We start from the raw sequence: 20,394 nt of genomic DNA on the forward strand, positions 1-20,394 counted from the left end.
GGGCTCCGGGCCGCGACCTGCGCTCCTGCGATCGTTCGTTCGGCGGCTACGAGCCCCGGTGTGTCACGATCCCCGACCGTGGGAGACCCGGCCACTGCCTACATGCCTCATGATTCAGACATACCGCCTGAACGACGCGCGTGGTGGTGGTGGTGGTGGTCGTCGTCGTCGTGGGTGCGGCTGGGCGGTGATCCACACGAGAACGCCGAAGTTGGGGTGTCCGAGGCCGGTTGATACCCCCAGATCGGCGATGTCGAGTCGATCATGTCGATGCCGGGCCTGCGGATCTCGCGCCCCGTTGTCGGCGCACCGGGCATCGGGGGATGTCCTGCTCAGGGGCGGTTAAATCGGTTGAAGGGACCGGGGAGCTGCCGGCACGCTGGGTGTTCCGCCACCCACGTCCGGAGGAACTTTCCATGCGCCTGCTCCGTGATCTGTGGGACACCTCGCCACGCCGTATGACGCTCGTGGCCATCCTGATCGTGCTGGGCGCCGCCGGTCAGGCGGGCGCGTCCGCGCTCGCCGGCGCGGTGCTCGTACACCGGTCGGCCGTTTCCTTCACGGTCCTCGCCGCCGCGTTGGCCGCCGTGGTGCTCAGCGACCTGGTGGTGAGCCTGGTGATGGCCGGGCTGACCGCCGACTGGTCCGCCGACGTCCGCCGGCGGCTCTGCCGGGTCGCGCTCGGGCAGGATCTGCCGAGCCTTGAGGCCACCCCGGTGGGCGAGCTGTTGGACCGCATCGACGGGGACGTCTACCAGGTGGCGTCGGCGGTTCGTAACCAGGGTTCGCGGCTCGCTCAGGGGCTCTGCGTCGGTCTGCTGTCGATGGTCGTCGCGCTCGCCGTGTGGTGGCCGGCCGGCATCGCGATGCTGCTGCTGACCGTGGTGCTCGGGGTGGGGCTGCGCCGGCCCACGGCACGGATCGGTCCGGCCCGGATGATCGAGGAAGAGGCCTGGTCGGACCTGGCCGCCGTCATGGAGGAGGCGGTGCACGGCCAGGACGACGTGCGGACCAGCCTGGCCCAGCCGTACGTGCTGCGGCTCTATGCCCGGCGGGCCGCCGCCGTGCTGTCCCGCGGCCACCGGGTCTGGGTGCTCTCCGCCAAGGTGGCGACCGTCGCCACCGCCACGATCCGGGTCGGTGTCGGCGCGGTGGTGCTCGGCGGGGCCTGGGCCCTGGCCACCGGCCGGGTCGACGCCGCCCGGCTCACCGCCATCTGGCTGCTCGCCCTGGCCTTCGGGGCCACCGCGGAACACGTCGGCCGGATGGTGCCCGAACTACAGGAGGCTCTCGGCGCGTGGGCCCGCGTGCAGTTGCTCCAGAAGGTTCGGCAGGAACCGGTCGGCGGGGCCACCCCGGTCGAGGGTGACCTGCGCATCCGGGACCTGACGTTCGGGTACGAGGTGAGCGGCCCGGAGAGTGGACGGGGTCCGGCCCTGCGCGGGCTCAGCCTCACCTTCGCGCGGGGGCGCTCGTACGCCCTGATCGGGCGTACCGGGTCGGGCAAGTCGACCCTGGCGAAGGTGCTCACCCGGGCCGTGGACGTGCCGCCGGGCACCGTCTTCCTCGGCGGCACCGACCTGTGCGACCTCGACGTGGAGGAACTGCGCCGCTGGGTGGCGCTGGTGCCGCAGCGCACCGAGATCGTGGCCGGCACGCTCGCCGAGAACGTCGCGCTCTACGACCCGGACCTGCTGGACGCCGCCGCGCGGGCGCTCGACGAACTGGGCCTGGCCGGCTGGATCGCCGAGCTGCCCGACGGGTTGGCGACCCGGCTGGGGGAGGGCGGGCACGTGCTCTCCGCCGGCCAGGAGCAGTTGGTGGCGTTCGCCCGGATCCTGGTCCGTGACCCGCACGTGGTGATCCTCGACGAGGCCACCGCCCGGTTGGACCCGGTGACCGAGGCGCGGGTGCAGCGGGCCACCGAGCGACTGCTGCGCGACCGGATCGGCATCGTCATCGCGCACCGACTCTCCTCGGTGCGTCGCTGTGACGAGGTGGTGGTGCTCGCCGACGGCGCGGTGGTCGAGGCCGGTCCGTTGGAGACGTCGACGCGGTTCGCCGAGTTGCTGGCGACCAGTCACGCTGCCGTCTACGCCGGCGGGGCGTCGGCGTCCCGCACCGGCGGCGGCACCGACCTGCTGACCGGCCCGAACACGGCCGACGACGACCTCCTGACCGGCCCGAACACGGCGGGCACCGACCTCCTGACCGGCCCGAACACGGCCGGTCGGGACACGGCCGACCCGAACACGGCCGGTTCGGTCGATGCGGCGGCGGGGGGCGGTCCGGCGTCGCGTACCGACCCGCCGCCGTTGCCGCCGACGCCGCCGGCGCGGACCTTCCGGGAGATCATCCGGCTGTGCACCAACGATCCCCGGTACGGAGCCGCCGCGATCGCCCTGTTCCTCGGGCTCAGCCTGCTCGGGCTGGACGGTCCGCTGCTGCCGTGGCTGTGGGCCGACCTGGTCGACGGATCCGGCAGTCCGTACCTGCCGGCGTTGGGCATCGTGGCCGGGCTGCTGGTCACCCTGCCGCTGCCGTTCTACACGCACGTGTGGTTCCCGCACTGGTGGGTGCGGCAGATGCTGCGGATCGGTCTGCGGCTGGTGCACGGCCAGACCGGCCCTCGCCGGGTCAGCTCGCACAGCCCGGCGGAGGTGGTGGCCCAGGGTGGCGACACCGAGCGGGTGGTGCAGCTCGCTGACAACGTGCTGGACCAGACCGTGGCGGTGGTGCTGGTGGTGGCCATGACGGCGGTCACCGGCAGCGTCGTACCGGGGCTGTTCTTCCTCGGCACGATGGTGGTCTCCGGCCTGGCCGCGACGTTGTTCGGGCCGAAGCTGGAGCGCGCGGCGCGGGCGACCGTCGCGGCGCGGGCCGCCTTCGCCACCGCGCTGGTCTCCGCGCTGTCGGCGGCGCGGACGGTCAAGCTCGCCGGCGCGACGTCGGCGGTGCTGCGTCACCTGTCCGACCTGGACGTGCTGCGCAGTGACCGGCAGCGCCGGGAGATCGCCGTGCAGGTGTGGTCCCGCTCGACGCCGTCGGTGGCCAGCGGGCTGCTGCCGATCGGCGCGTGGGCCCTCTACCTGGGCGGCGAACTGTCGGCCGGCGCGGTGCTGGTGGCCGTCTCCACGCTGGGCGCGGCCCGGTGGTTCGCCTGGACCACCGCGTCGTTGATCTCCCAACTGCCGTCGGCGCGGGTGTGGACCCGGCGGACGGTGGCGATGACGGGCGTGGGGGCGTACTCGATGGGGGTTCCGGCGGTCGACCTGGCCGGCGGCACGGCGCCCGCGCCGACGCCGCCGCCCCGCCGCCCACTGCGCCGGTTGGAACTGCGCGGCTTCTCGGTGGTGCACTCCGACGGCACGGTCGCCGTGCGCGACGTGGACCTGACCGTCCAGCGCGGGCAGTTGGTGCTGGTCGTCGGGCCGGTCGGAGCGGGCAAGTCCTCGCTGCTGCGAGCGCTGGCCGGCATCGTGCACCACACCGGCGAGCTGCGGTGGAACGGTGACACGGTCACCGAGCCCGAGCTGTTCCTACGCCCGAACCAGGTCGGGTACGTCGGTCAGCTACCCCGGGTGCTGTCCGGCACGGTGGTCGAGAACATCGCGCTCGGCCACCAGGTGGACGCGGCGGACGCGGTCAGCACGGCCCAGCTCGACCACGACCTGGCCGCCGCCGGGGGTGGGCTGGGCCTGCTCATCGGGCACAAGGGCACCCGGCTCTCCGGTGGGCAGCTTCAGCGCCTGGCCCTGGCCCGGGCGCTGGCGCCGCGTACCGAACTGCTGGTCGCGGACGACGTGTCGTCGGCGCTGGACGTCACGACGGAGCTGGCGCTGTGGCAGGCGCTGCGGGCGCACGGCGTGACCGTGGTGGGCTCCACCGCCAAGCGTGCCGCGTTGGTCCGGGCCGACCACGTGGTGGTGTTGGGGGAGGGCACGGTGGTGGCCCAGGGCACCTGGCGCGAGCTGGAGGGCGACTGGTCGCACCTCGCCGGCTGAACGCGCGTACGGGCGACTGTCCGGATCGACAGCCGCCCGTACCGCGTTCGGATCAGGCGCGGGCGTACTGGGCGGGGCCGCTGTACGCGACGCCGAGCTTGGCGGCGGCGCGGCGCGGCCAGTACGGGTCGCGCAGCAGTTCCCGGCCGAGCAGCACCAGGTCGGCCTCGCCGCTGGCGACGATCTGCTCGGCGTGCTCCGGCTCGACGATCAGGCCGACCGCGCCGGTGGGTACGCCGGCCTCGCGGCGGATCTGGGCGGCCAGCGGCACCTGGTAGCCGGGGCCGAGCTGCGGGATGCGCTGCTCGGTGCTGACGCCCCCGGAGGAGGTGTCGACGAGGTCGACGCCGACGGCGGCCAGCTCCCCGGCGAGCACCACGCTGTCCTCGACGGTCCAGCCGCCCTCGACCCAGTCGGTCGCGGAGATCCGGGTGAGGACCGGCACGCTCTCGCCGACGGCGGCGCGTACCGCGCGGGCGACCTCCAGGGTGAGTCGCATCCGGCCGGCCCGGTCACCGCCGTAGGCGTCGGTGCGGTGGTTGGTCAGCGGCGACAGGAACTCGTTGAGCAGGTACCCGTGCGCGGCGTGGACCTCCACGGCGGCGAAGCCGGCGGCGAGGGCCCGCTCGGCGGCGGCGGCGAACGCGTCGATGACGCCCGCGATGCCCGCCGCGTCGAGCGCGGTCGGCGTCCGGTAGCTGGGGCTGAACGGGTCGGCACTGGGGGCGACCGGCGTCCAACCGCCCTCGGCGTCCGGCACCCCGCCGTTGCCCGCGTCCCACGGTCGGTAGGTGGAGGCCTTGAAGCCGGCGTGCGCGAGCTGGACGGCCGGCACCGCGCCGTGCGCGGCGACGAACGCGGTCACCGGCCGCCAGGCGTCCACGTGCGCGTCGGACCAGAGCCCGGTGTCCTGCGGGGAGATCCGACCCTCGGGGAGCACGGCCGTCGCCTCGGTCAGCACCAGTCCGGCCCCGCCGATCGCGCGGGTGCCGAGGTGGACGAGGTGCCAGTCGGTGGGCAGGCCGTCCGGGCCGGCGGAGTACTGGCACATCGGTGCCATGGCGACGCGGTTGGGCAGGGTGACCCCACGCAGGGCCAGCGGTGTGAACAGGGAACTCATGTGCTCATCCTCTCGGTACGGCGACGGACCCCGCTGTCGAGGGGTCCGTCGCCGTGGAAGAACGGGTCAGGCGGGTACGGGGTTCAGCTCCGGGCGGGTGTCGGCGGCCACGGTCTCCGGCTCGGTGAGGTCACGTCGGCCGGCCGAGTCGTACGCGGCCCGGTCGAGGGTGCCCTCCCGGGCGGCGACGACGGTCGGCACCAGTGCCTGCCCGGCCACGTTGGTGGCGGTGCGCATCATGTCCAGGATCGGGTCGATGGCGAGCAGCAGGCCGGCCCCGGCCAGCGGCAGGCCCAGCGTGCTCAGGGTGAGGGTGAGCATCACGATCGCGCCGGTCAGGCCGGCGGTGGCCGCCGAGCCGACCACCGAGACGAAGGCGATGAGCAGGTAGTCGGTGAGGCCGAGCTGCACGCCGAACACCTGGGCCACGAAGATCGCGGCGAGGGCCGGGTAGATCGCGGCGCAGCCGTCCATCTTCGTGGTGGCGCCGAACGGCACGGCGAACGAGGCGTACTCGCGGGGCACGCCGAGGCGCTCGACGGAGCGCTGGGTCACCGGCATGGTGCCCACCGAGGAGCGGGACACGAAGGCCAGCTCGATCGCGGGCCAGGCGCCGGCGAAGAAGCGCAGCGGGTTGAGTCGGCCGGCGAGGATCAGCACCAGCGGGTAGACCACGAACAGCACGATGGCGCAGCCGACGTAGACGGCGGTCGTGAACTTCGCCAGCGGAGCCAGCAGGTCCCAGCCGTACGAGGCGACGGCGTTGCCGATCAGGCCGAGCGTGCCGATCGGGGCGAGCCGGATGACCCACCAGAGGGCCTTCTGCACGATCTCCAGCAGCGAGCGGTTCAGCGCCACGAACGGCTCGGCGGCATCGCCGACGAGCAGGGCCGCCGCGCCGATGACGACGGCGAGGAAGACGATCTGCAGGACGTTGCCCTCGACGAACGCGCCGACCGGGTTGGTGGGCACGATGCCGGTGAGGAAGTCCGTCCACGAGCCGGTCTTCTTCGGTGCGGCCGCGCCGCCCAGGTCGAGGGTCACGCCCCGGCCCGGGTCGACGAGCAGGCCGAGGCCGATGCCGATGCTCACCGAGATCAGCGCGGTGATGCCGAACCACATGAGGGTCTTGAGGGCGAGCCGGGCGGCGTTGGCCACGCCGCGCAGGCTGACCACGCTGACCACGATGGCGGTGAAGACCAGCGGCGGTACGGCCAGCTTGAGGAGCTGGACGAAGAGGGAGCCGACGGTGTGCAGGGTGCTGGTCAGCCAGCTCACGTCGTTGGCGCGGGCCAGGAAGCCGAGTGCCACGCCGAGTACGAGGCCGAGCAGGATCTGCACGGAGAAGGGAATTTTGCGCAGGCCGAAGGGCATGGGATGTCCAAGTGAGGTGGTCTGGTCGGGGTAGGCGTGTGGAGGACGGCTACGCCGGACAGACGCCGCTGGCCTGCAGTCGGAGATCGACATACAGGCGGACGGTGAGGCCCCAGACATTGGTCATCGTTGGTCGACGATACGCCGATAAGTTCGATCTGCAAGGTGTGATGCTCGTGATGCTCCTTACAGACTTTGCTGGCGGCAAGTCAGGGCCAGGGCCGTGCCGGTGGCCACGCCCCACAGCACGGCCAACGCGAGAACCACCCGCTCCGCCACGCCGACCAGCGAGCCCCGGCCGACCACGAGCATGGCCAGGCCGATCGTGGCGCACAGAGGCAGGGCGAGCGCCGCCGTCACCGCCGCCAGACGGCGCACCACCGGTCCGGCCGGCCCGGACACGGCCAACGCCACCATGGCGAGGACCACCGCCGCCGTCGCCGCGATGCTCGCGCCGCCGTGCACCAGGTCGGCGACCGTCGTCCGCTCGAACGGCGGTAGCGGGCATCCGGCGGAGCAGGTCACCGCCCCGGAGACCGCCGTGAGCACCGCGCCGCTGGCGAGCAGCGCCGGCGCGACCCGGACCCCGGGCGGCAGCGCCGCGGCGATCAGCAGCAACGCGCCGGCAAGAGCCAGAACCCCGATCCGGTACGTCACGGCGTGCGCGCTGCCGGCGATACCGGCCTCGCTCACGTACCCGGTGAAGCCCGGACCGGGACCGGCGACCACCGCGACCGTCACCGCGACCGCCCCGGCCACCGCGCAGCCGGCGGCGGCCGACCCAGCGACCCGGCGGGCCAGGCCCCCGTGGCCGGGAGGCGTCGTGGCGGTGCCGGCCCGACCCGGCTCAGCCACGTCCGTGCGGCGTCGTCCAGCCGGACTCGTCGGGACCCAACGGCACGATGCCGGTCGGGTTGATCTCCCGGTGGGTGCCGTAGTAGTGCCGCTTGATGTGGTCGAAGTCCACCGTCTCGCCGAAACCCGGCGTCTGGAACAGGTCCCGGGCGTACGCCCAGAGCACCGGCATCTCGGTCAGCTTGTTCCGGTTGCACTTGAAGTGCCCGTGGTACGCCGCGTCGAAGCGGACCAGCGTGGTGAACAGCCGCACGTCCGCCTCGGTGATCGCGTCCCCCATCAGGTAGCGCTGGCCGGCCAGCCGCTCGGAGAGCACATCCAGCCGGGCGAAGAGCGCCCGGAACGCCTCGTCGTACGCCTCCTGCGAGGTCGCGAAGCCGCACCGGTAGACGCCGTTGTTGATGTCGGTGTGGATCTCGGCCATCAGCGCGTCCATCTCGGGGCGCAGCGCGACCGGGTACAGATCCGGGGCGTCGGGGGCGTGCAGTGACCGCCACTGCGTGGAGAAGTCGAGGGTGAGCTGGGGGTAGTCGTTGGTGACCACCCGGCCGGTCAGGGTGTCGACGAGCGCCGGCACGGTCACCCGGCCGGTGTAGTCCTCGTCGGTGGCCAGGTACGCCTCGGAGAGGAAACGGACGCCGAGGACCGGGTCGAAGCCGTCCGGGTCGAGCGCGAACGCCCAACCCCGCTCGTCCCTGATCGGGTCCACGGTGCCCAGCGAGATCGCGTCGTCCAGCCCGAGCAGGCCACGCACGATCCTCGCCCGGTGCGCCCACGGGCACGCACGGCACCAGACGAGCCGGTACCGGCCGGCCTCCAACGGCCAGCGGTCCTGCTCGTCCGGACCGCCGCCGGGAGGCGAGGTCGAGTCGGCGGTGACCCGACCGGTGAACCGGTTGGGCTGACGGACGAACGCGCCGCCACGGCTGGTCTCTGCGCTGAACTGGGCCCGGGCCATGCCGCCAACCTATCCGCTGCGAGCGTGGATATCCTGGCGGCCGGGGAGTCCCCCGCGACCCGCTGGACGCCCTCACCCCCGCCCTTCCCACCCCCGAAGGACTCGCGATGACCGTGGCATACCTGGTGGCCGGTGTCCGTACCCCGATCGGCCGGTACGCGGGCGCGCTGGCCGGCGTCCGCCCCGACGACCTGGCCGCCCACGTGATCCGTGAGCTGGTCGCCCGGCACCCGTCGGTGGACTGGGCCCGCGTCGACGACGTCGTGCTCGGCTGCGCCAACCAGGCCGGCGAGGACAACCGCAACGTGGCCCGGATGGCGGCGCTGCTCGCCGGGCTGCCCGAAGAGGTGCCGGGCAGCACGGTTAACCGGCTCTGCGGCTCCGGCCTGGACGCCCTCGCCACCGCCGCCCGCTCCATCGTGGCGGGGGAGGCCGAGCTGGTGATCGCGGGCGGGGTGGAGAGCATGAGCCGGGCGCCCTTCGTCGTGCCGAAGGCGACCTCGGCGTACTCCCGCTCCGCCGAGATGTACGACACCACCCTGGGCTGGCGGCTGGTCAACCCGCTGATGCGCGACGGCTGGGGGATCGACTCGATGCCCGAGACGGCGGAGAACGTGGCCGCCGAGTACGGCGTCGACCGCGCCGAGCAGGATGCCTTCGCGTACCGCTCGCAGCAGCGCGCCGCCAAGGCGCAGGCCGACGGCCGGTTCGCCGAGGAGATCGTCCCGGTGTCCGTTCCCGCCGGCCGTCGGGAGACCCGACTGATCGAGGTCGACGAGCACCCGCGCGAGACGTCGCTGGAGAAGCTGGCCGCGCTGCCCACGCCGTTCCGCGACGGCGGCTCGGTGACCGCCGGCAACTCGTCGGGCGTCAACGACGGCGCGGTGGCCCTGCTGGTGGCCGGCGAGGCCGCGGTGCGGCGGTACGGCCTCACCCCGCTGGCCCGCGTCGTCGGCGCGGCGACGGCGGGCGTGCCGCCCCGGATCATGGGGATCGGCCCGGTGCCGGCCACCCGCAAGCTGCTCGACCGGACCGGCGTCGACCTGGCCGCGGTGGACGTCGTCGAGCTGAACGAGGCGTTCGCCGCGCAGTCCGTGGCGGTGCTGCGTGAACTGGGACTGCCCGTCGACGCCGAGCACGTGAACCCCAACGGGGGCGCGATCGCGCTCGGGCACCCGCTGGGCGCGAGCGGTGCGCGGCTGGCTCTCACCGCCGCGCTGGAGCTGCGCCGCCGGGGCGGCCGCCGGGCGCTCGCCACCATGTGCATCGGTGTCGGTCAGGGCATCTCGCTGCTGCTGGAATCCGCCGCCTGAGTGCGGAAAGTTACGTGAGGGGATCTCCCGTACGCGGTGGCCGGCGGCCTAGAGTGGTCCACACCACACGACCCGCGGGGTCGGCCGGCGGCCGCGTACGCCCGTCGACGCCGGTGCCGCCTCGCGCCGTGGCGACGAACTGGGGGGCACACCGATGCCGGACGCACTGCCGACCGAGATTGATCTGACCAGGCCGAGCGCGGCCCGGGTGTACGACTACTTCCTGGGCGGGGCGCACAACTTCGAGATCGACCGGCAGTTGGCCGAGCAGATCGCCAGCATGACCCCGAACCTCGCGGCCACCATGCGCTCCGGCCGCGACTTCCTGCGCCGGGCCGTCCGGGCGCTGCTCGACGCCGGTATCGACCAGTTCCTCGACATCGGCTCCGGCATCCCGACCGTGGGCAACGTGCACGAGGTGGCTCAGGCGGCCAACCCGAAGGCCCGGGTCGTCTACGTCGACATCGACCCGGTGGCGGTCGCGCACAGCCGGGAACTGCTCGCGGGCAACGACCTGACCGCAGTGATCCACGCCGACCTGCGCGAGCCGGAGCGGATCCTCGCCGAGACCCGACGGCTCGGGTTGATCGACTTCGGGCGTCCCATGGGCATCCTGCTGGCCGGGGTGGTGCACTTCGTTCCGGACGCCGACCGTCCCGACGAGATCCTGGCGACCCTGCGGGCCGCCGCCGCGCCGGGCAGCTTCCTGGTCGTCTCGCACTCCACCTTCGAGGACCAGCCGCAGGAGATGCTGGACGCCCAGCGCCTCTCCTCTCGGACCGACACCGAGATCACCCTGCGCTCCCGCGCGCAGGTCACCGGCTTCTTCGGCGACTGGACGGTGCTCGAACCGGGTGTCGTGCACATGCCACTGTGGCGCCCCGACTCGCCGGAGGACGTCGACGAGCACCCCGAGCGGTTCGGCGCCTTCGGCGGCGTCGCCCGGTACGACCAGCCCGCCGGCTGACCCCGTGGCCGCCGTCCCGGACCCCACCGGGGTCGACGTCGGCCGGACCGGTGTCGAGGCGTACGCCGCTGACTGGGCCCGTGTCGTACGCCGCATCGGTTTCGTGCCGCTCAGCGCGGCCGAGACCGAGCGGCTGCTGCTGCTGCACACCGTCCGGCTGGCGGAGATCGTGCGAGCCGAGCCGTTCAGCGCCCGTCCGGCCGAGGAGGTGGGGCGGGCCCTGGTGGAGGCGCACCTGACCGAGCCCCGGGCGTTGGAGTGGTCGCTGCGCGCGCTGGGTGACGACTTCCCCGCCCGGGTGCTGGTCGACGGTCGACCCGCCGATCTGGGCGACCGGATCGCGGCGGCGCAGGGCGCGTTGGCGGCCGGGTTCGCCCGTGCCCTGCGCGACCGCACCTTCGCCCAGCAGGAGCGCATCGCCCGTTCGGCGTGGCAGGCGCGGGACGAGGTCGAGCAGGCGTTGCGCGACAGCGAGGCGCGTTTCCGGGCGGTCTTCACGGGCGCCGCCATCGGTATCGGCATCGCCGGGGTGGACGGGCAGATCATCGACGTCAACACGGCCTTCGCCGAGATGCTCGGCTACTCGATCGAGGAGCTGCGCCGGATCAACGTGGCGGCGCTGTTCCACGCCGACGACGCCGCCGGCATGTGGGAGCTGTACCAGGAGCTGATCGAGGGCAAGCAGGACTCGGCCCGGGTCCAGAAGCGCTACTACCGCAAGGACGGCAGCGTGGTGTGGACGGATCTGGCCGTGTCGCTGATCCGGTACGACGACGGCCGGCCACGGTTCACCGTCGCGATGATCGAGGACATCACCGAGCGGTACGAGCTCCAACAGCGGCTGCGCTTCCAGGCGCTGCACGATCCGCTCACCGGGCTTCCCAACCGGACGTTGTTCTTCGAGACGTTGGGCCGGGTCTTCGACACCGCCGCCCCCGGCCAACGGGTCGGGGTGTGCTTCCTCGACCTGGACGGCTTCAAGACCATCAACGACAGCCTCGGCCACGACCTCGGCGACCGGCTGTTGGTGACGATCGGCCGGCGGCTCGCCGAGTGTGTCGCCGACCGGGGTCACCTGGTCGCCCGGATGGGCGGCGACGAGTTCGTCATCCTGGTCGACGGCGGTGGTGACGTCGAGGAGGCCGTGGCCGTGGCGGAGGCCGCGCTGGCCGCCGTCGCCGCGCCCGTACACGTCGGCGACCAGCAGTTGGCGGTCTCGGCAAGCGTCGGGATCGTGGACTGCCCGGCCGCGGAGACCACCGCCTCGGAGCTGATGAAAGCCGCCGACACGACGCTCTACTGGGCCAAGGCGGCCGGGCGGGGTCGGTGGGCGGTGTACGACCCGGAGCGCAGCGCCCGTGACCTCGCCCGCTCGGCGCTGGTCGCCGGACTGCCCGCCGCGCTGGACCGGGGTGAGTTCGTGCTGCACTACCAGCCGATCGTGTCGCTGCTGGAGGGCACGATGCTCGCCGTGGAGGCGCTGGTCCGCTGGGAGCACCCGGAACTGGGTCTCATCGGTCCGGATCACTTCATCGGCCTCGCCGAGGAGACCGGTCTGATCGTCCGGCTCGGCGAGTGGGTGCTGCGGCAGGCCTGCCGCGACGCCGAACGGTGGTGGCGGGAGTTCCCCGCGGCGCGGGTCGTGGTCAGCGTCAACCTGGCCGCCCGGCAGGCCGACGACCCGGCGATCGTCGCGACGGTGGCCGACGCGCTCGCCACCAGCGGTCTGCCGGCGGAGCTGCTGCAACTGGAACTGACCGAGAGCGCCGTCATGGGCAGCGCGGGCGAGCCGCTGCGCAGCCTGCACCGGCTCGCGGCGCTGGGCGTCCGACTCGCGGTCGACGACTTCGGCACCGGCTACTCCAACCTCGCGTACCTGCGGAGGCTGCCGATCCACTGTCTGAAACTGGCCGGACCGTTCGTCGAGGGCATCCGCGCCGACGGTACGGACGAGGCGGCGGACCACCGCGACGAGCGGATCGTCGACGCGTTGGTCAGGTTGGCGCACGCGTTGGAGCTGTGGGTCACGGCCGAGGCGGTGGAGACCGGCGTGCAGGCGGAGCGGCTACGGGCCCTGCGCTGCGACACCGGGCAGGGGCGGTACTTCGGCGCGCCGGTGCCCGCGCAGGACATCACGGCTCGGCTCCGGCAGGCTACGGCGTGAGGCGCGCGGGCTGGCCGGCGACGGACGGCGACGGCGTGAGCGGCGGACCGGTCCGGTCCGCGTGGTGCCGACGGAAGGCGACGGCGTGAGCCTGAACGACTCGCAGACGGTGGTGACCGTGGTGGCCGCGCTGGCCATCGTGGCCGGGCTGGCGGGTGTGGTGGTGCCCGGCCTGCCGGCGCTCCCGCTGTGCTGGGGCGGGGTACTGGTCTGGGCGATCTTCGGCGGGGCCGGCCTCGCGGGGTGGGCGGTGTTCGCCGCCGCCACGCTCGTCGCGGTCGGCGGCATGATCGTGAAGTATCTCTGGCCGGGTCGGAACCTCAAGCGGACCGGCGTGCCGACGTCGTCCCTGCTGGCCGGGGGTGCGCTCGGGCTGGTGGGGTTCTTCGTGATCCCCGTGGTCGGCCTGCTGCTGGGTTTCGTCCTGGGGGTGTGGGCGGCCGAGCGGCTGCGGCTGGGCAGCAACCGGCTCGCCTGGCCGTCCACCGTGCAGGCCCTCAAGGCGGTCGGCCTGTCCATGCTGGTGGAGTTCCTGGCCGGCCTGACCATCGGCGCCCTCTGGGTCGGCGGCCTCCTGCTGACCTGATCCGCCACCCCGGTCGGACGACATCGGGCCGGTGTGGCGTCACCACCGCGACTAGGGTCGATCGCGTGCGCATCGTGGTGCTCGGCGGTCTCGGCGCCTGGCCCTCGGCCGACCAGGGCTGTGCCGGCTTCCTGGTCGAGCGTCGGGGCTTCCGGCTGCTGATCGATCCCGGCTACGCGACCCTGCAACCGCTGCTGACCCGGCTGTCCGCCTCGGCGGTCGACGCCGTGTACGTCAGCCACGGCCACCCCGACCACTGCGCCGACCTCCAGCCACTGCTGCGGGCCAGGGCGTTGGCCGAGCGATCCGCTCCGGCGCTGCCGGTGTACGCGCCCACCGGCAGTCTCGATGCGCTGCTCGCGATCGACGAGTCGGGGCTCCTCGACACGGCGTACGAGCTGCACGAGTTCACCCCCGGCGACGACCTCGACGTCGGTCCGTTCACCGTGCGGACCTGGTCGCTGCCGCATTGGGTGCCCAATGCGGGGGCCCGCATCTCCGCCGGCGGGACGGCGCTGGCGTACACCGGTGACAGCGGGCCCAGCCCGGCGCTTGTCGAGTTGGCCCGCGACGCCGACCTGCTGATCGCCGACGCGACGTACGTCGACGAGATCCCGGACCGGCAGGTCGGATCCCTGTCGAGCGCCGCCGAGGTGGGCCGTTACGCGGCTGTGGCACGCGCCGGAGCGGTCCTGTTGACTCACCTGTGGCCCGGCACGGACCCGGAGGCGGCGATGGCCGCGACGCGGCAGGCGTACGCGGGACCGGTCACCGTGGCCCGACCGGGCGTGGTGGTCGATCTTCCCGGCTGACGTCAGGACCCGGCGGGACAGGGGGTGCCCGGTCAGCCGACCGGGCACCCCCTCAGGGGCGTAGGCCCTAGTAGTCCTGGGAGGCGGTGTACCGGCGGCTGCCCGTCGTGCCGTCCTGCACCCACACGGTCACCCGGACGGTGTCGTTCACACTGGGCGTGGGGTAGGCGTAGTTGCCCCCGTCGCAGGTGTTGACGCCGCTGGCGGCCTCGGCTTTGGCGATGATCTGGCCGGTGCGGACGATCTTCATCTCCGCCTTCGCACGGTAGCCGTCCTTCGCGTCGTCGCAGACCGACAGTTCCCAGGCGTTGTAGACATCCAGGTACGCCGTCGCGGAGCCGTTCGTGGTCTCAACGACGATCTCGTAGAGGGCGGCGGTCCGCGCGGCGGCGTTGCCCGCCTGGGCCGCCGTCGCGCCGACGGGCAACAGCATGAGCGTGGCCAGAGCGATGGTTGAGATCCTTCGCAGCAATGGGGTCCTCCCGGTCGTGTGCCGGCCCGAATCAGGTCGGCCGGATGACTCCACGATGGGGACGCCGGATCAACCGGGGCAACGGTGGACGGCGTTCGGGACAGGTCCGAACAGCCCTGGCAAGGCCGGGCGCGGCGGCGCGGGGCGCCTTGGTCGGATACGGCGGGAGGCCGTACGCGAGAGAGAGGCGGCGCCCCGCGCCACCATGTGCCGGACGTTGCCGAGCGCCCGGCGGAGCCCGTCGCGATCGGGCCTGGTCACGGGTAACAGCATGCGGTCGTCCGGTGTGCGGTGGCAACGGGATTAGCGGGACGGTACCCGTGACGTATTGACCGGCCGTGATCAACGGGACGACACTTTGCGCACTCGTTGACGGAACCACCTCAGGGAGGTGCGCAGTGGCCACGACGCCCGTTCCGACCGCAGAGCAACCGATGGACGACGACGCCCGACGACTCGCCGAGCTCGGCTACAAGCAGGAACTGCGCCGCAAGTGGAGCGGCTTCTCCAACTTCGCCATCTCGTTCTCGATCATCTCTATCCTGGCCGGCTGCTTCACCACCTTCGGCCAGGCGTGGAACAACGGCGGACCGGTCGCCATCTCCTGGGGCTGGCCGCTGATCTCACTGTTCATCCTGATCATCGGCTTCTGCATGGCCGAGCTGGTGTCGGCGTACCCGACGGCCGGCGGCATCTACTGGTGGGCGGCGACCATGGGTCGTCCGGCGCACGGGTGGTTCACCGGCTGGTTGAACCTCATCGGCCTGGTCGCCGTTACCGCGTCGGTCGACTACGGCTGCGCGACCTTCCTCAACCTCACCCTGTCGGCGCTCTTCGACGGGTGGGCCGGCACGCTGCGGCAGGCGTTCGTCCTGTTCGTGATCATCCTGGCGCTGCACGGCCTCATCAACATCTACGGGCACCGGATCATCGACGTACTCCAGAACGTCTCGGTCTGGTGGCACGTGGCCGGCGCCGCCGTCGTGGTGGCCATCCTGGTGTTCGTCCCGGACAACCACCAGAGCTTCCAGTTCGTGTTCACCGAGCGGTTCAACAACTCGGGCTTCGGCGACGGTGACACCGGCGGCCTGACGTTCTGGTTCTACGTGCTGCCGCTGGGCTTCCTGCTCACCCAGTACACGATCACGGGCTTCGACGCCTGCGCGCACGTGTCCGAGGAGACCCGGGGCGCGTCCCAGGCCGCCGCCAAGGGACTCTGGCAGTCGATCTTCTACTCGGCGGTCGGTGGCTGGATCCTGCTGCTGGCCTTCCTGTTCGCGGCCACCGACGTCGAGGCGGTCAACGCCGCCGGCGGCTTCTCCGGCGCCATCTTCGAGTCCGCGCTGACCCCGGTCTTTTTCAAGATCGTCATCATCATCTCCACCATCGGGCAGTTCTTCTGCGGCATGAGCTGCGTGACGTCGATGAGTCGCATGGCGTACGCGTTCAGCCGCGACCGGGCCGTACCGGGCTGGCGGCTCTGGTCGAAGGTCGACCGCAACGGCACGCCGGTCAACGCGATCATCGGCGCCACGATCGCCGGGCTGGTGCTCACCCTGCCGGCGCTCTACGAGAGTTCGGCCGGCATCCCGATCGCCTTCTACGCGGTGGTCTCCGTCGCGGTGCTCGGGCTCTACCTGTCCTTCCTCATCCCGATCGCGCTGCGGCTGCGGATGGGCGACCGGTTCGTCCCCGGGCCGTGGACGCTCGGCCGCAAGTACAAACTGCTCGGCTGGATCGCGGTGATCGAGATCGCGGTCATCGCCGTGTACTTCGTGCTGCCGATCGTGCCCGCCGGGGTGCCCGGCAACGAGGAGTTCACCTGGTCGGCGGTGAACTACGCGCCGCTGGCCGTCGGTGGGGTGCTGCTGGTGGTGGCCGTCTGGTGGTACGCCTCGGCCCGGAAGTGGTTCACCGGCCCGGTCCGTACCGTCGAGGAGCGGTCCGCGCGTACGCCCGCCGAAGGCGCCTGAACCACCCTGCGGTGCAAGGAAGGGCCCCTTGTTCAACAAAATCCGATAACAAGGGGCCCTTCCTTGCATCCGCGGCGGTGATCGGGGGCATTGACGGTGATCCGGTTTGCCAGTAGACCTTGGTGATGGAGGCCCGCTCATGAGGAAAGCGCCGCTCACGCTGGAACAACTGCGGGTCGCCGTCGACGATGGCGAGATCGACACGGTGGTGCTGGCCCTGGTCGACATGCAGGGCCGGTTGCAGGGCAAGCGGTTCCACGCGCCCTTCTTCCTCGACCAGGTCGTCGAGGGCGGCAGCGAGGGCTGCAACTACCTGCTGGCGGTGGACGTCGACATGAACACCGTCGACGGGTACGCGATGTCGAGCTGGGAGCGCGGCTACGGCGACTTCGCCATGGTGCCGGACTTCGCCACCCTGCGCCGGGTGCCCTGGCAGCCCGGCTCGGCGATGCTGCTGGCCGACCTCGCCTGGCTGGACGGCTCCGGTGACGTGGTCGCCTCCCCCCGGCAGATCCTGCGCAAGCAACTGGACCGGCTGGGCGAGCACGGTCTGACCGCGTACGCCGGCACCGAGCTGGAGTTCGTGCTGTTCCGCGACTCGTACGAGGACGCCTGGCGGCGCGGCTACCGCGACCTCACCCCGGCGAACCAGTACAACGTGGACTACTCGCTGCTCGGCACCGCCCGGGTCGAGCCGCTGCTGCGCCGGATCCGCACCGAGATGGCCGGTGCCGGGCTCACGCCAGAGAGCGCCAAGGGCGAGTGCAACCTCGGCCAACACGAGATCGCCTTCCGGTACGACGAGGCGGTGGCCTGCGCCGACCACCACGTCATCTACAAGAACGGCGCGAAGGAGATCGCCGCCCAGGAGGGCATGTCGATCACCTTCATGGCCAAGCCGAACGAGCGGGAGGGCAACTCCTGCCACATCCACTTCTCGCTCCGGGACGCGTCCGGCGCCTCGGCCATGCTCGGTGACGGGCCGGCGCACCTCAGCGAGACCGGGCAGCGGGTGCTCGCCGGGCTGCTCGCCACCATGCGGGAGTTCAGCCTGCTCTTCGCCCCGAACATCAACTCCTACAAGCGTTACCAGCCGGGCTCGTTCGCCCCGACGGCGCTTCGCTGGGGCGTCGACAACCGCACCTGCGCGCTGCGGGTGGTCGGTCACGGCCAGGGCATGCGGGTGGAGAACCGGGTGCCCGGCGCCGACGTCAACCCGTACCTGGCGATCGCCGGGCTGGTCGCGGGCGCGCTGCACGGCATCGAGCAGGGGCTGGAGCTGGGCGCGGAGTGCACCGGCAACGCGTACGACGACCCGGACGCCGAGCGCGTCCCCACCACGTTGCGCGACGCCCTGACCCTGTGGGAGGCGTCCGACGTGGCCCGCGAGGCGTTCGGCGACGAGGTGATGGCCCACTACGCCAACCAGGCAAAGGTGGAGCTGAAGGCCTTCGACGCGGCGGTAACGGACTGGGAGCTGACCCGTGGCTTCGAACGCCTCTAGCCCTCGGGCCGTCCTCCGCCGCGATCTTGCACTTTGTGTCGTTGATTTGGAGCAACTCACGGCTAATGTCGGCACCGAAAGTGCAAGATCGCGCGGATGGGGCGAGGGGGCGGTGCGGGCGTGACGGTGGTTGTTGATCCGGCTTCCGGGGTGGGGTTTCGGGAGGTTGCCGGGGCTTCGGTGGGGGACGTGGATGTTGCCATTTCGCGGGCTGCGAAGGCCTTTGCGGCTTGGCGGGAGGTTGCGCCGGGGGATCGGGGGCGGCTGTTGCGGCGGTTCGCCGCCGTCGTCGACGCGCACCTGGACGAGTTGGCCCTGTTGGAGGTGCGCAACTCCGGGCACACCATCGGCAACGCCCGCTGGGAGGCCGGCAACGTCCGCGACGTGCTCGACTACTACGCCGGTGCGCCGGAGCGGTTGACCGGCCGGCAGATCCCCGTACCCGGCGGCCTCGACGTCACCTTCCACGAACCGCTCGGCGTGGTCGGCGTGATCGTGCCGTGGAACTTCCCGATGCCGATCGCCGCCTGGGGCTTCGCCCCGGCCCTCGCCGCCGGCAACACGGTGGTGCTCAAACCCGCCGAGCTGACCCCGCTCACCGCGCTGCGCCTGGCCGAGCTGGCCCGCGAGGCCGGCCTGCCCGAGGACGTGTTCACCGTGCTGCCGGGCGAGGGCGCGGTGGTAGGGGAGCGGTTCGTCAGCCACCCGGCCGTTCGCAAGATCTGCTTCACCGGCTCCACCGAGGTCGGCACGCGCATCATGGCCGGCTGCGCCGCGCAGGTGAAGCGGCTCACCCTGGAGTTGGGCGGCAAGAGCGCCAACATCGTGTTCGCCGACGCCGACCTGGAGACCGCCGCCGCGACCGCGCCCGGCGCGGTCTTCGACAACGCCGGCCAGGACTGCTGCGCACGGTCGCGGATCCTGGTCCAACGACCGGTGTACGACCGGTTCCTGGAACTGCTCGAACCGGCGGTACGCGCCGTCCGGGTCGAGGACCCGTCCCGCGTCACCGCCGAGATGGGCCCGCTGATCTCCGCCGCTCAACGGGACCGCGTCGCCAGTTACGTGACCGGCGCGAACGTCGCCTTCACCGGCTCGTGCCCGGACGGTCCCGGCTTCTGGCACGCGCCCACCGTGCTGCTGGCCGATTCGCCCGCCGACCGGCACTGGCGGGAGGAGATCTTCGGGCCGGTGGTCTCGGTGCTGCCGTTCGACGACGAGGCCGACGCGGTGCGGCTCGCCAACGACACGGAGTACGGCCTCTCCGGCTCGATCTGGACCCGCGACGTCGGGCGCGCGCTGCGGATGGCGCGGGCCGTCGACTCGGGCAACCTCAGCGTCAACTCGCACTCCTCGGTGCGCTACTGGACCCCGTTCGGCGGGATGAAGCGCTCCGGACTCGGCCGTGAGCTGGGCCCGGACGCGCTGCACTCCTTCACCGACGTCAAGAACGTGTTCATCGCGACGAAGGAGTGAGGCCAGTGCAGGGTCGGTTGCAGGACCGGGTGGCCGTGGTCACCGGAGCGGGCAGCGGGATCGGGTTGGCCACCGTCCGGCGGTTCGCCGCCGAGGGGGCGCGGGTGGTCTGTGTCGACATCGACGCGGCGGCCGGCGAGAAGGCCGCCCAGGAGTGCGGCGGCGAGTTCGTCCGCACCGACGTCGCCGACGAGGCGGCGGTACGTGACCTGTTCGACGGGGTGGCCGAGCGGCACGGCCGGGTCGACATCGCGTTCAACAACGCCGGCATCTCCCCGCCGGACGACGACTCCATCCTGGACACCGGCCTGGACGCCTGGGAGCGGGTGCTGCGGGTCAACACCACGAGCGTCTACCTGTGCTGCAAGTACGCGATCCCGCACATGCGGCGGCAGGGCAAGGGGTCGATCATCAACACGGCCTCCTTCGTGGCCTTGATGGGGGCGGCGACGTCGCAGATCGCGTACACCGCGAGCAAGGGCGGGGTGTTGGCGATGACCCGCGAGCTGGGTGTGCAGTTCGCCCGCGAGGGCATCCGGGTCAACGCGCTCTGCCCCGGACCGGTGGCCACCCCGCTGCTGCTGGAGCTGTTCGCCGCCGATCCGGAGCGGGCCGCCCGCCGGCTGGTGCACGTGCCGATGGGTCGCTTCGGGCAGCCGGAGGAGATCGCCGCCGCGGTGGCCTTCCTGGCCAGCGACGACGCCTCGTTCATGACCGCCGCGCAGTTCGTCGTCGACGGCGGGATCACCGGCGCGTACGTCACTCCGCTGTGAGCGCGAGGAGTGAGCCGGGTTTGCGAGCCCCGCAGTCGCGAAC

The 20,394-nt window shown here is 72.2% G+C and carries 15 protein-coding genes; 10 read left to right on the top strand and 5 right to left on the bottom strand.

Annotated features, from left to right (window positions below; genetic code table 11):
- Window positions 1-416 precede the first annotated feature (416 nt).
- Window positions 417-4,004 (top strand): ABC transporter ATP-binding protein/permease, encoded by a 3,588-nt coding sequence (locus tag ABZ272_RS20960; RefSeq protein WP_355051614.1) that lies wholly within the window; start codon window positions 417-419, stop codon window positions 4,002-4,004.
- A 52-nt stretch (window positions 4,005-4,056) separates the two neighbouring features.
- Here the strand turns inward: ABZ272_RS20960 and ABZ272_RS20965 are convergent, their stop codons facing one another.
- The 4 genes from ABZ272_RS20965 to ABZ272_RS20980 all read right to left on the bottom strand — a co-directional run bounded on the left by ABZ272_RS20965 (window position 4,057) and on the right by ABZ272_RS20980 (window position 8,311).
- Window positions 4,057-5,124 carry an NADH:flavin oxidoreductase/NADH oxidase gene (locus ABZ272_RS20965; protein WP_355051615.1) on the bottom strand — a complete coding sequence of 356 codons (1,068 nt, stop codon included), beginning with the start codon at window positions 5,122-5,124 and terminating at the stop codon, window positions 4,057-4,059.
- A gap of 66 nt (window positions 5,125-5,190) precedes the next feature.
- The gene (locus ABZ272_RS20970; protein WP_355051699.1) at window positions 5,191-6,486 is read right to left on the bottom strand and encodes a dicarboxylate/amino acid:cation symporter; all 1,296 of its coding nucleotides are present in this window, start codon (window positions 6,484-6,486) and stop codon (window positions 5,191-5,193) included.
- A 198-nt stretch (window positions 6,487-6,684) separates the two neighbouring features.
- A complete protein-coding gene (locus tag ABZ272_RS20975; RefSeq protein ID WP_355051616.1) occupies window positions 6,685-7,353 on the bottom strand; it encodes a DUF998 domain-containing protein in 669 nt (222 codons plus the stop codon).
- Window positions 7,346-8,311, bottom strand: coding sequence for a glutathione S-transferase C-terminal domain-containing protein (locus ABZ272_RS20980; protein WP_355051617.1), 966 nt, complete (start codon window positions 8,309-8,311; stop codon window positions 7,346-7,348). The genes ABZ272_RS20975 and ABZ272_RS20980 overlap by 8 nt, the downstream gene beginning before the upstream one ends.
- Before the next feature lie 107 nt (window positions 8,312-8,418).
- Between ABZ272_RS20980 and pcaF the strand changes: the two genes are divergently transcribed.
- The 5 genes from pcaF (at window position 8,419) to ABZ272_RS21005 (ending at window position 14,153) form a co-directional block, all read left to right on the top strand.
- Entirely contained in the window at window positions 8,419-9,624 is a 1,206-nt protein-coding gene (gene pcaF / locus ABZ272_RS20985; protein ID WP_355051618.1) for a 3-oxoadipyl-CoA thiolase, read from the top strand.
- 154 nt (window positions 9,625-9,778) lie between these two features.
- The gene (locus ABZ272_RS20990; RefSeq protein WP_355051619.1) at window positions 9,779-10,591 is read left to right on the top strand and encodes an SAM-dependent methyltransferase; all 813 of its coding nucleotides are present in this window, start codon (window positions 9,779-9,781) and stop codon (window positions 10,589-10,591) included.
- Between the two features lie 4 nt (window positions 10,592-10,595).
- On the top strand, window positions 10,596-12,755 hold the full coding sequence (locus ABZ272_RS20995) for an EAL domain-containing protein (protein WP_355051620.1): 2,160 nt from the start codon (window positions 10,596-10,598) through the stop codon (window positions 12,753-12,755).
- 85 nt (window positions 12,756-12,840) lie between these two features.
- On the top strand, window positions 12,841-13,341 hold the full coding sequence (locus tag ABZ272_RS21000) for a DUF456 domain-containing protein (protein ID WP_355051621.1): 501 nt from the start codon (window positions 12,841-12,843) through the stop codon (window positions 13,339-13,341).
- A 65-nt stretch (window positions 13,342-13,406) separates the two neighbouring features.
- Window positions 13,407-14,153: an MBL fold metallo-hydrolase gene (locus ABZ272_RS21005; RefSeq protein WP_355051622.1), complete on the top strand. Its 747-nt coding sequence runs from the start codon at window positions 13,407-13,409 to the stop codon at window positions 14,151-14,153.
- Window positions 14,154-14,220: 67 nt separating this feature from the next.
- Here the strand turns inward: ABZ272_RS21005 and ABZ272_RS21010 are convergent, their stop codons facing one another.
- The gene (locus ABZ272_RS21010) at window positions 14,221-14,625 is read right to left on the bottom strand and encodes a hypothetical protein (protein ID WP_355051623.1); all 405 of its coding nucleotides are present in this window, start codon (window positions 14,623-14,625) and stop codon (window positions 14,221-14,223) included.
- 434 nt (window positions 14,626-15,059) lie between these two features.
- Here ABZ272_RS21010 and ABZ272_RS21015 point away from each other — a divergent pair, with 434 nt between their 5' ends.
- The 4 genes from ABZ272_RS21015 (at window position 15,060) to ABZ272_RS21030 (ending at window position 20,351) form a co-directional block, all read left to right on the top strand.
- The gene (locus ABZ272_RS21015) at window positions 15,060-16,598 is read left to right on the top strand and encodes an amino acid permease (RefSeq protein ID WP_355051624.1); all 1,539 of its coding nucleotides are present in this window, start codon (window positions 15,060-15,062) and stop codon (window positions 16,596-16,598) included.
- A 139-nt stretch (window positions 16,599-16,737) separates the two neighbouring features.
- Complete coding sequence (locus ABZ272_RS21020; protein ID WP_355051625.1) at window positions 16,738-18,102, top strand: glutamine synthetase family protein; 1,365 nt, start codon at window positions 16,738-16,740, stop codon at window positions 18,100-18,102.
- 96 nt (window positions 18,103-18,198) lie between these two features.
- Window positions 18,199-19,578, top strand: coding sequence for an aldehyde dehydrogenase family protein (locus ABZ272_RS21025; protein ID WP_355051626.1), 1,380 nt, complete (start codon window positions 18,199-18,201; stop codon window positions 19,576-19,578).
- A gap of 5 nt (window positions 19,579-19,583) precedes the next feature.
- A complete protein-coding gene (locus ABZ272_RS21030) occupies window positions 19,584-20,351 on the top strand; it encodes a 3-oxoacyl-ACP reductase (RefSeq protein ID WP_355051627.1) in 768 nt (255 codons plus the stop codon).
- Window positions 20,352-20,394: the final 43 nt, after the last annotated feature.

It is taken from the genome of Micromonospora sp. NPDC005979, assembly GCF_040614415.1.
Classification (GTDB): Bacteria; Actinomycetota; Actinomycetes; order Mycobacteriales; family Micromonosporaceae; genus Micromonospora.

Bases quoted from the DNA above. Each gene is read 5' to 3' on its own strand.
- ABZ272_RS20960 (WP_355051614.1), top strand. From the start codon at position 417: ATGCGCCTGCTCCGTGATCTGTGGGACACCTCGCCACGCCGTATGACG.
- ABZ272_RS20965 (WP_355051615.1), bottom strand. From the start codon at position 5,124: ATGAGTTCCCTGTTCACACCGCTGGCCCTGCGTGGGGTCACCCTGCCC.
- ABZ272_RS20980 (WP_355051617.1), bottom strand. From the start codon at position 8,311: ATGGCCCGGGCCCAGTTCAGCGCAGAGACCAGCCGTGGCGGCGCGTTC.
- pcaF (WP_355051618.1), top strand. From the start codon at position 8,419: ATGACCGTGGCATACCTGGTGGCCGGTGTCCGTACCCCGATCGGCCGG.
- ABZ272_RS20990 (WP_355051619.1), top strand. From the start codon at position 9,779: ATGCCGGACGCACTGCCGACCGAGATTGATCTGACCAGGCCGAGCGCG.
- ABZ272_RS21015 (WP_355051624.1), top strand. From the start codon at position 15,060: ATGGACGACGACGCCCGACGACTCGCCGAGCTCGGCTACAAGCAGGAA.
- ABZ272_RS21020 (WP_355051625.1), top strand. From the start codon at position 16,738: ATGAGGAAAGCGCCGCTCACGCTGGAACAACTGCGGGTCGCCGTCGAC.
- ABZ272_RS21025 (WP_355051626.1), top strand. From the start codon at position 18,199: ATGGGGCGAGGGGGCGGTGCGGGCGTGACGGTGGTTGTTGATCCGGCT.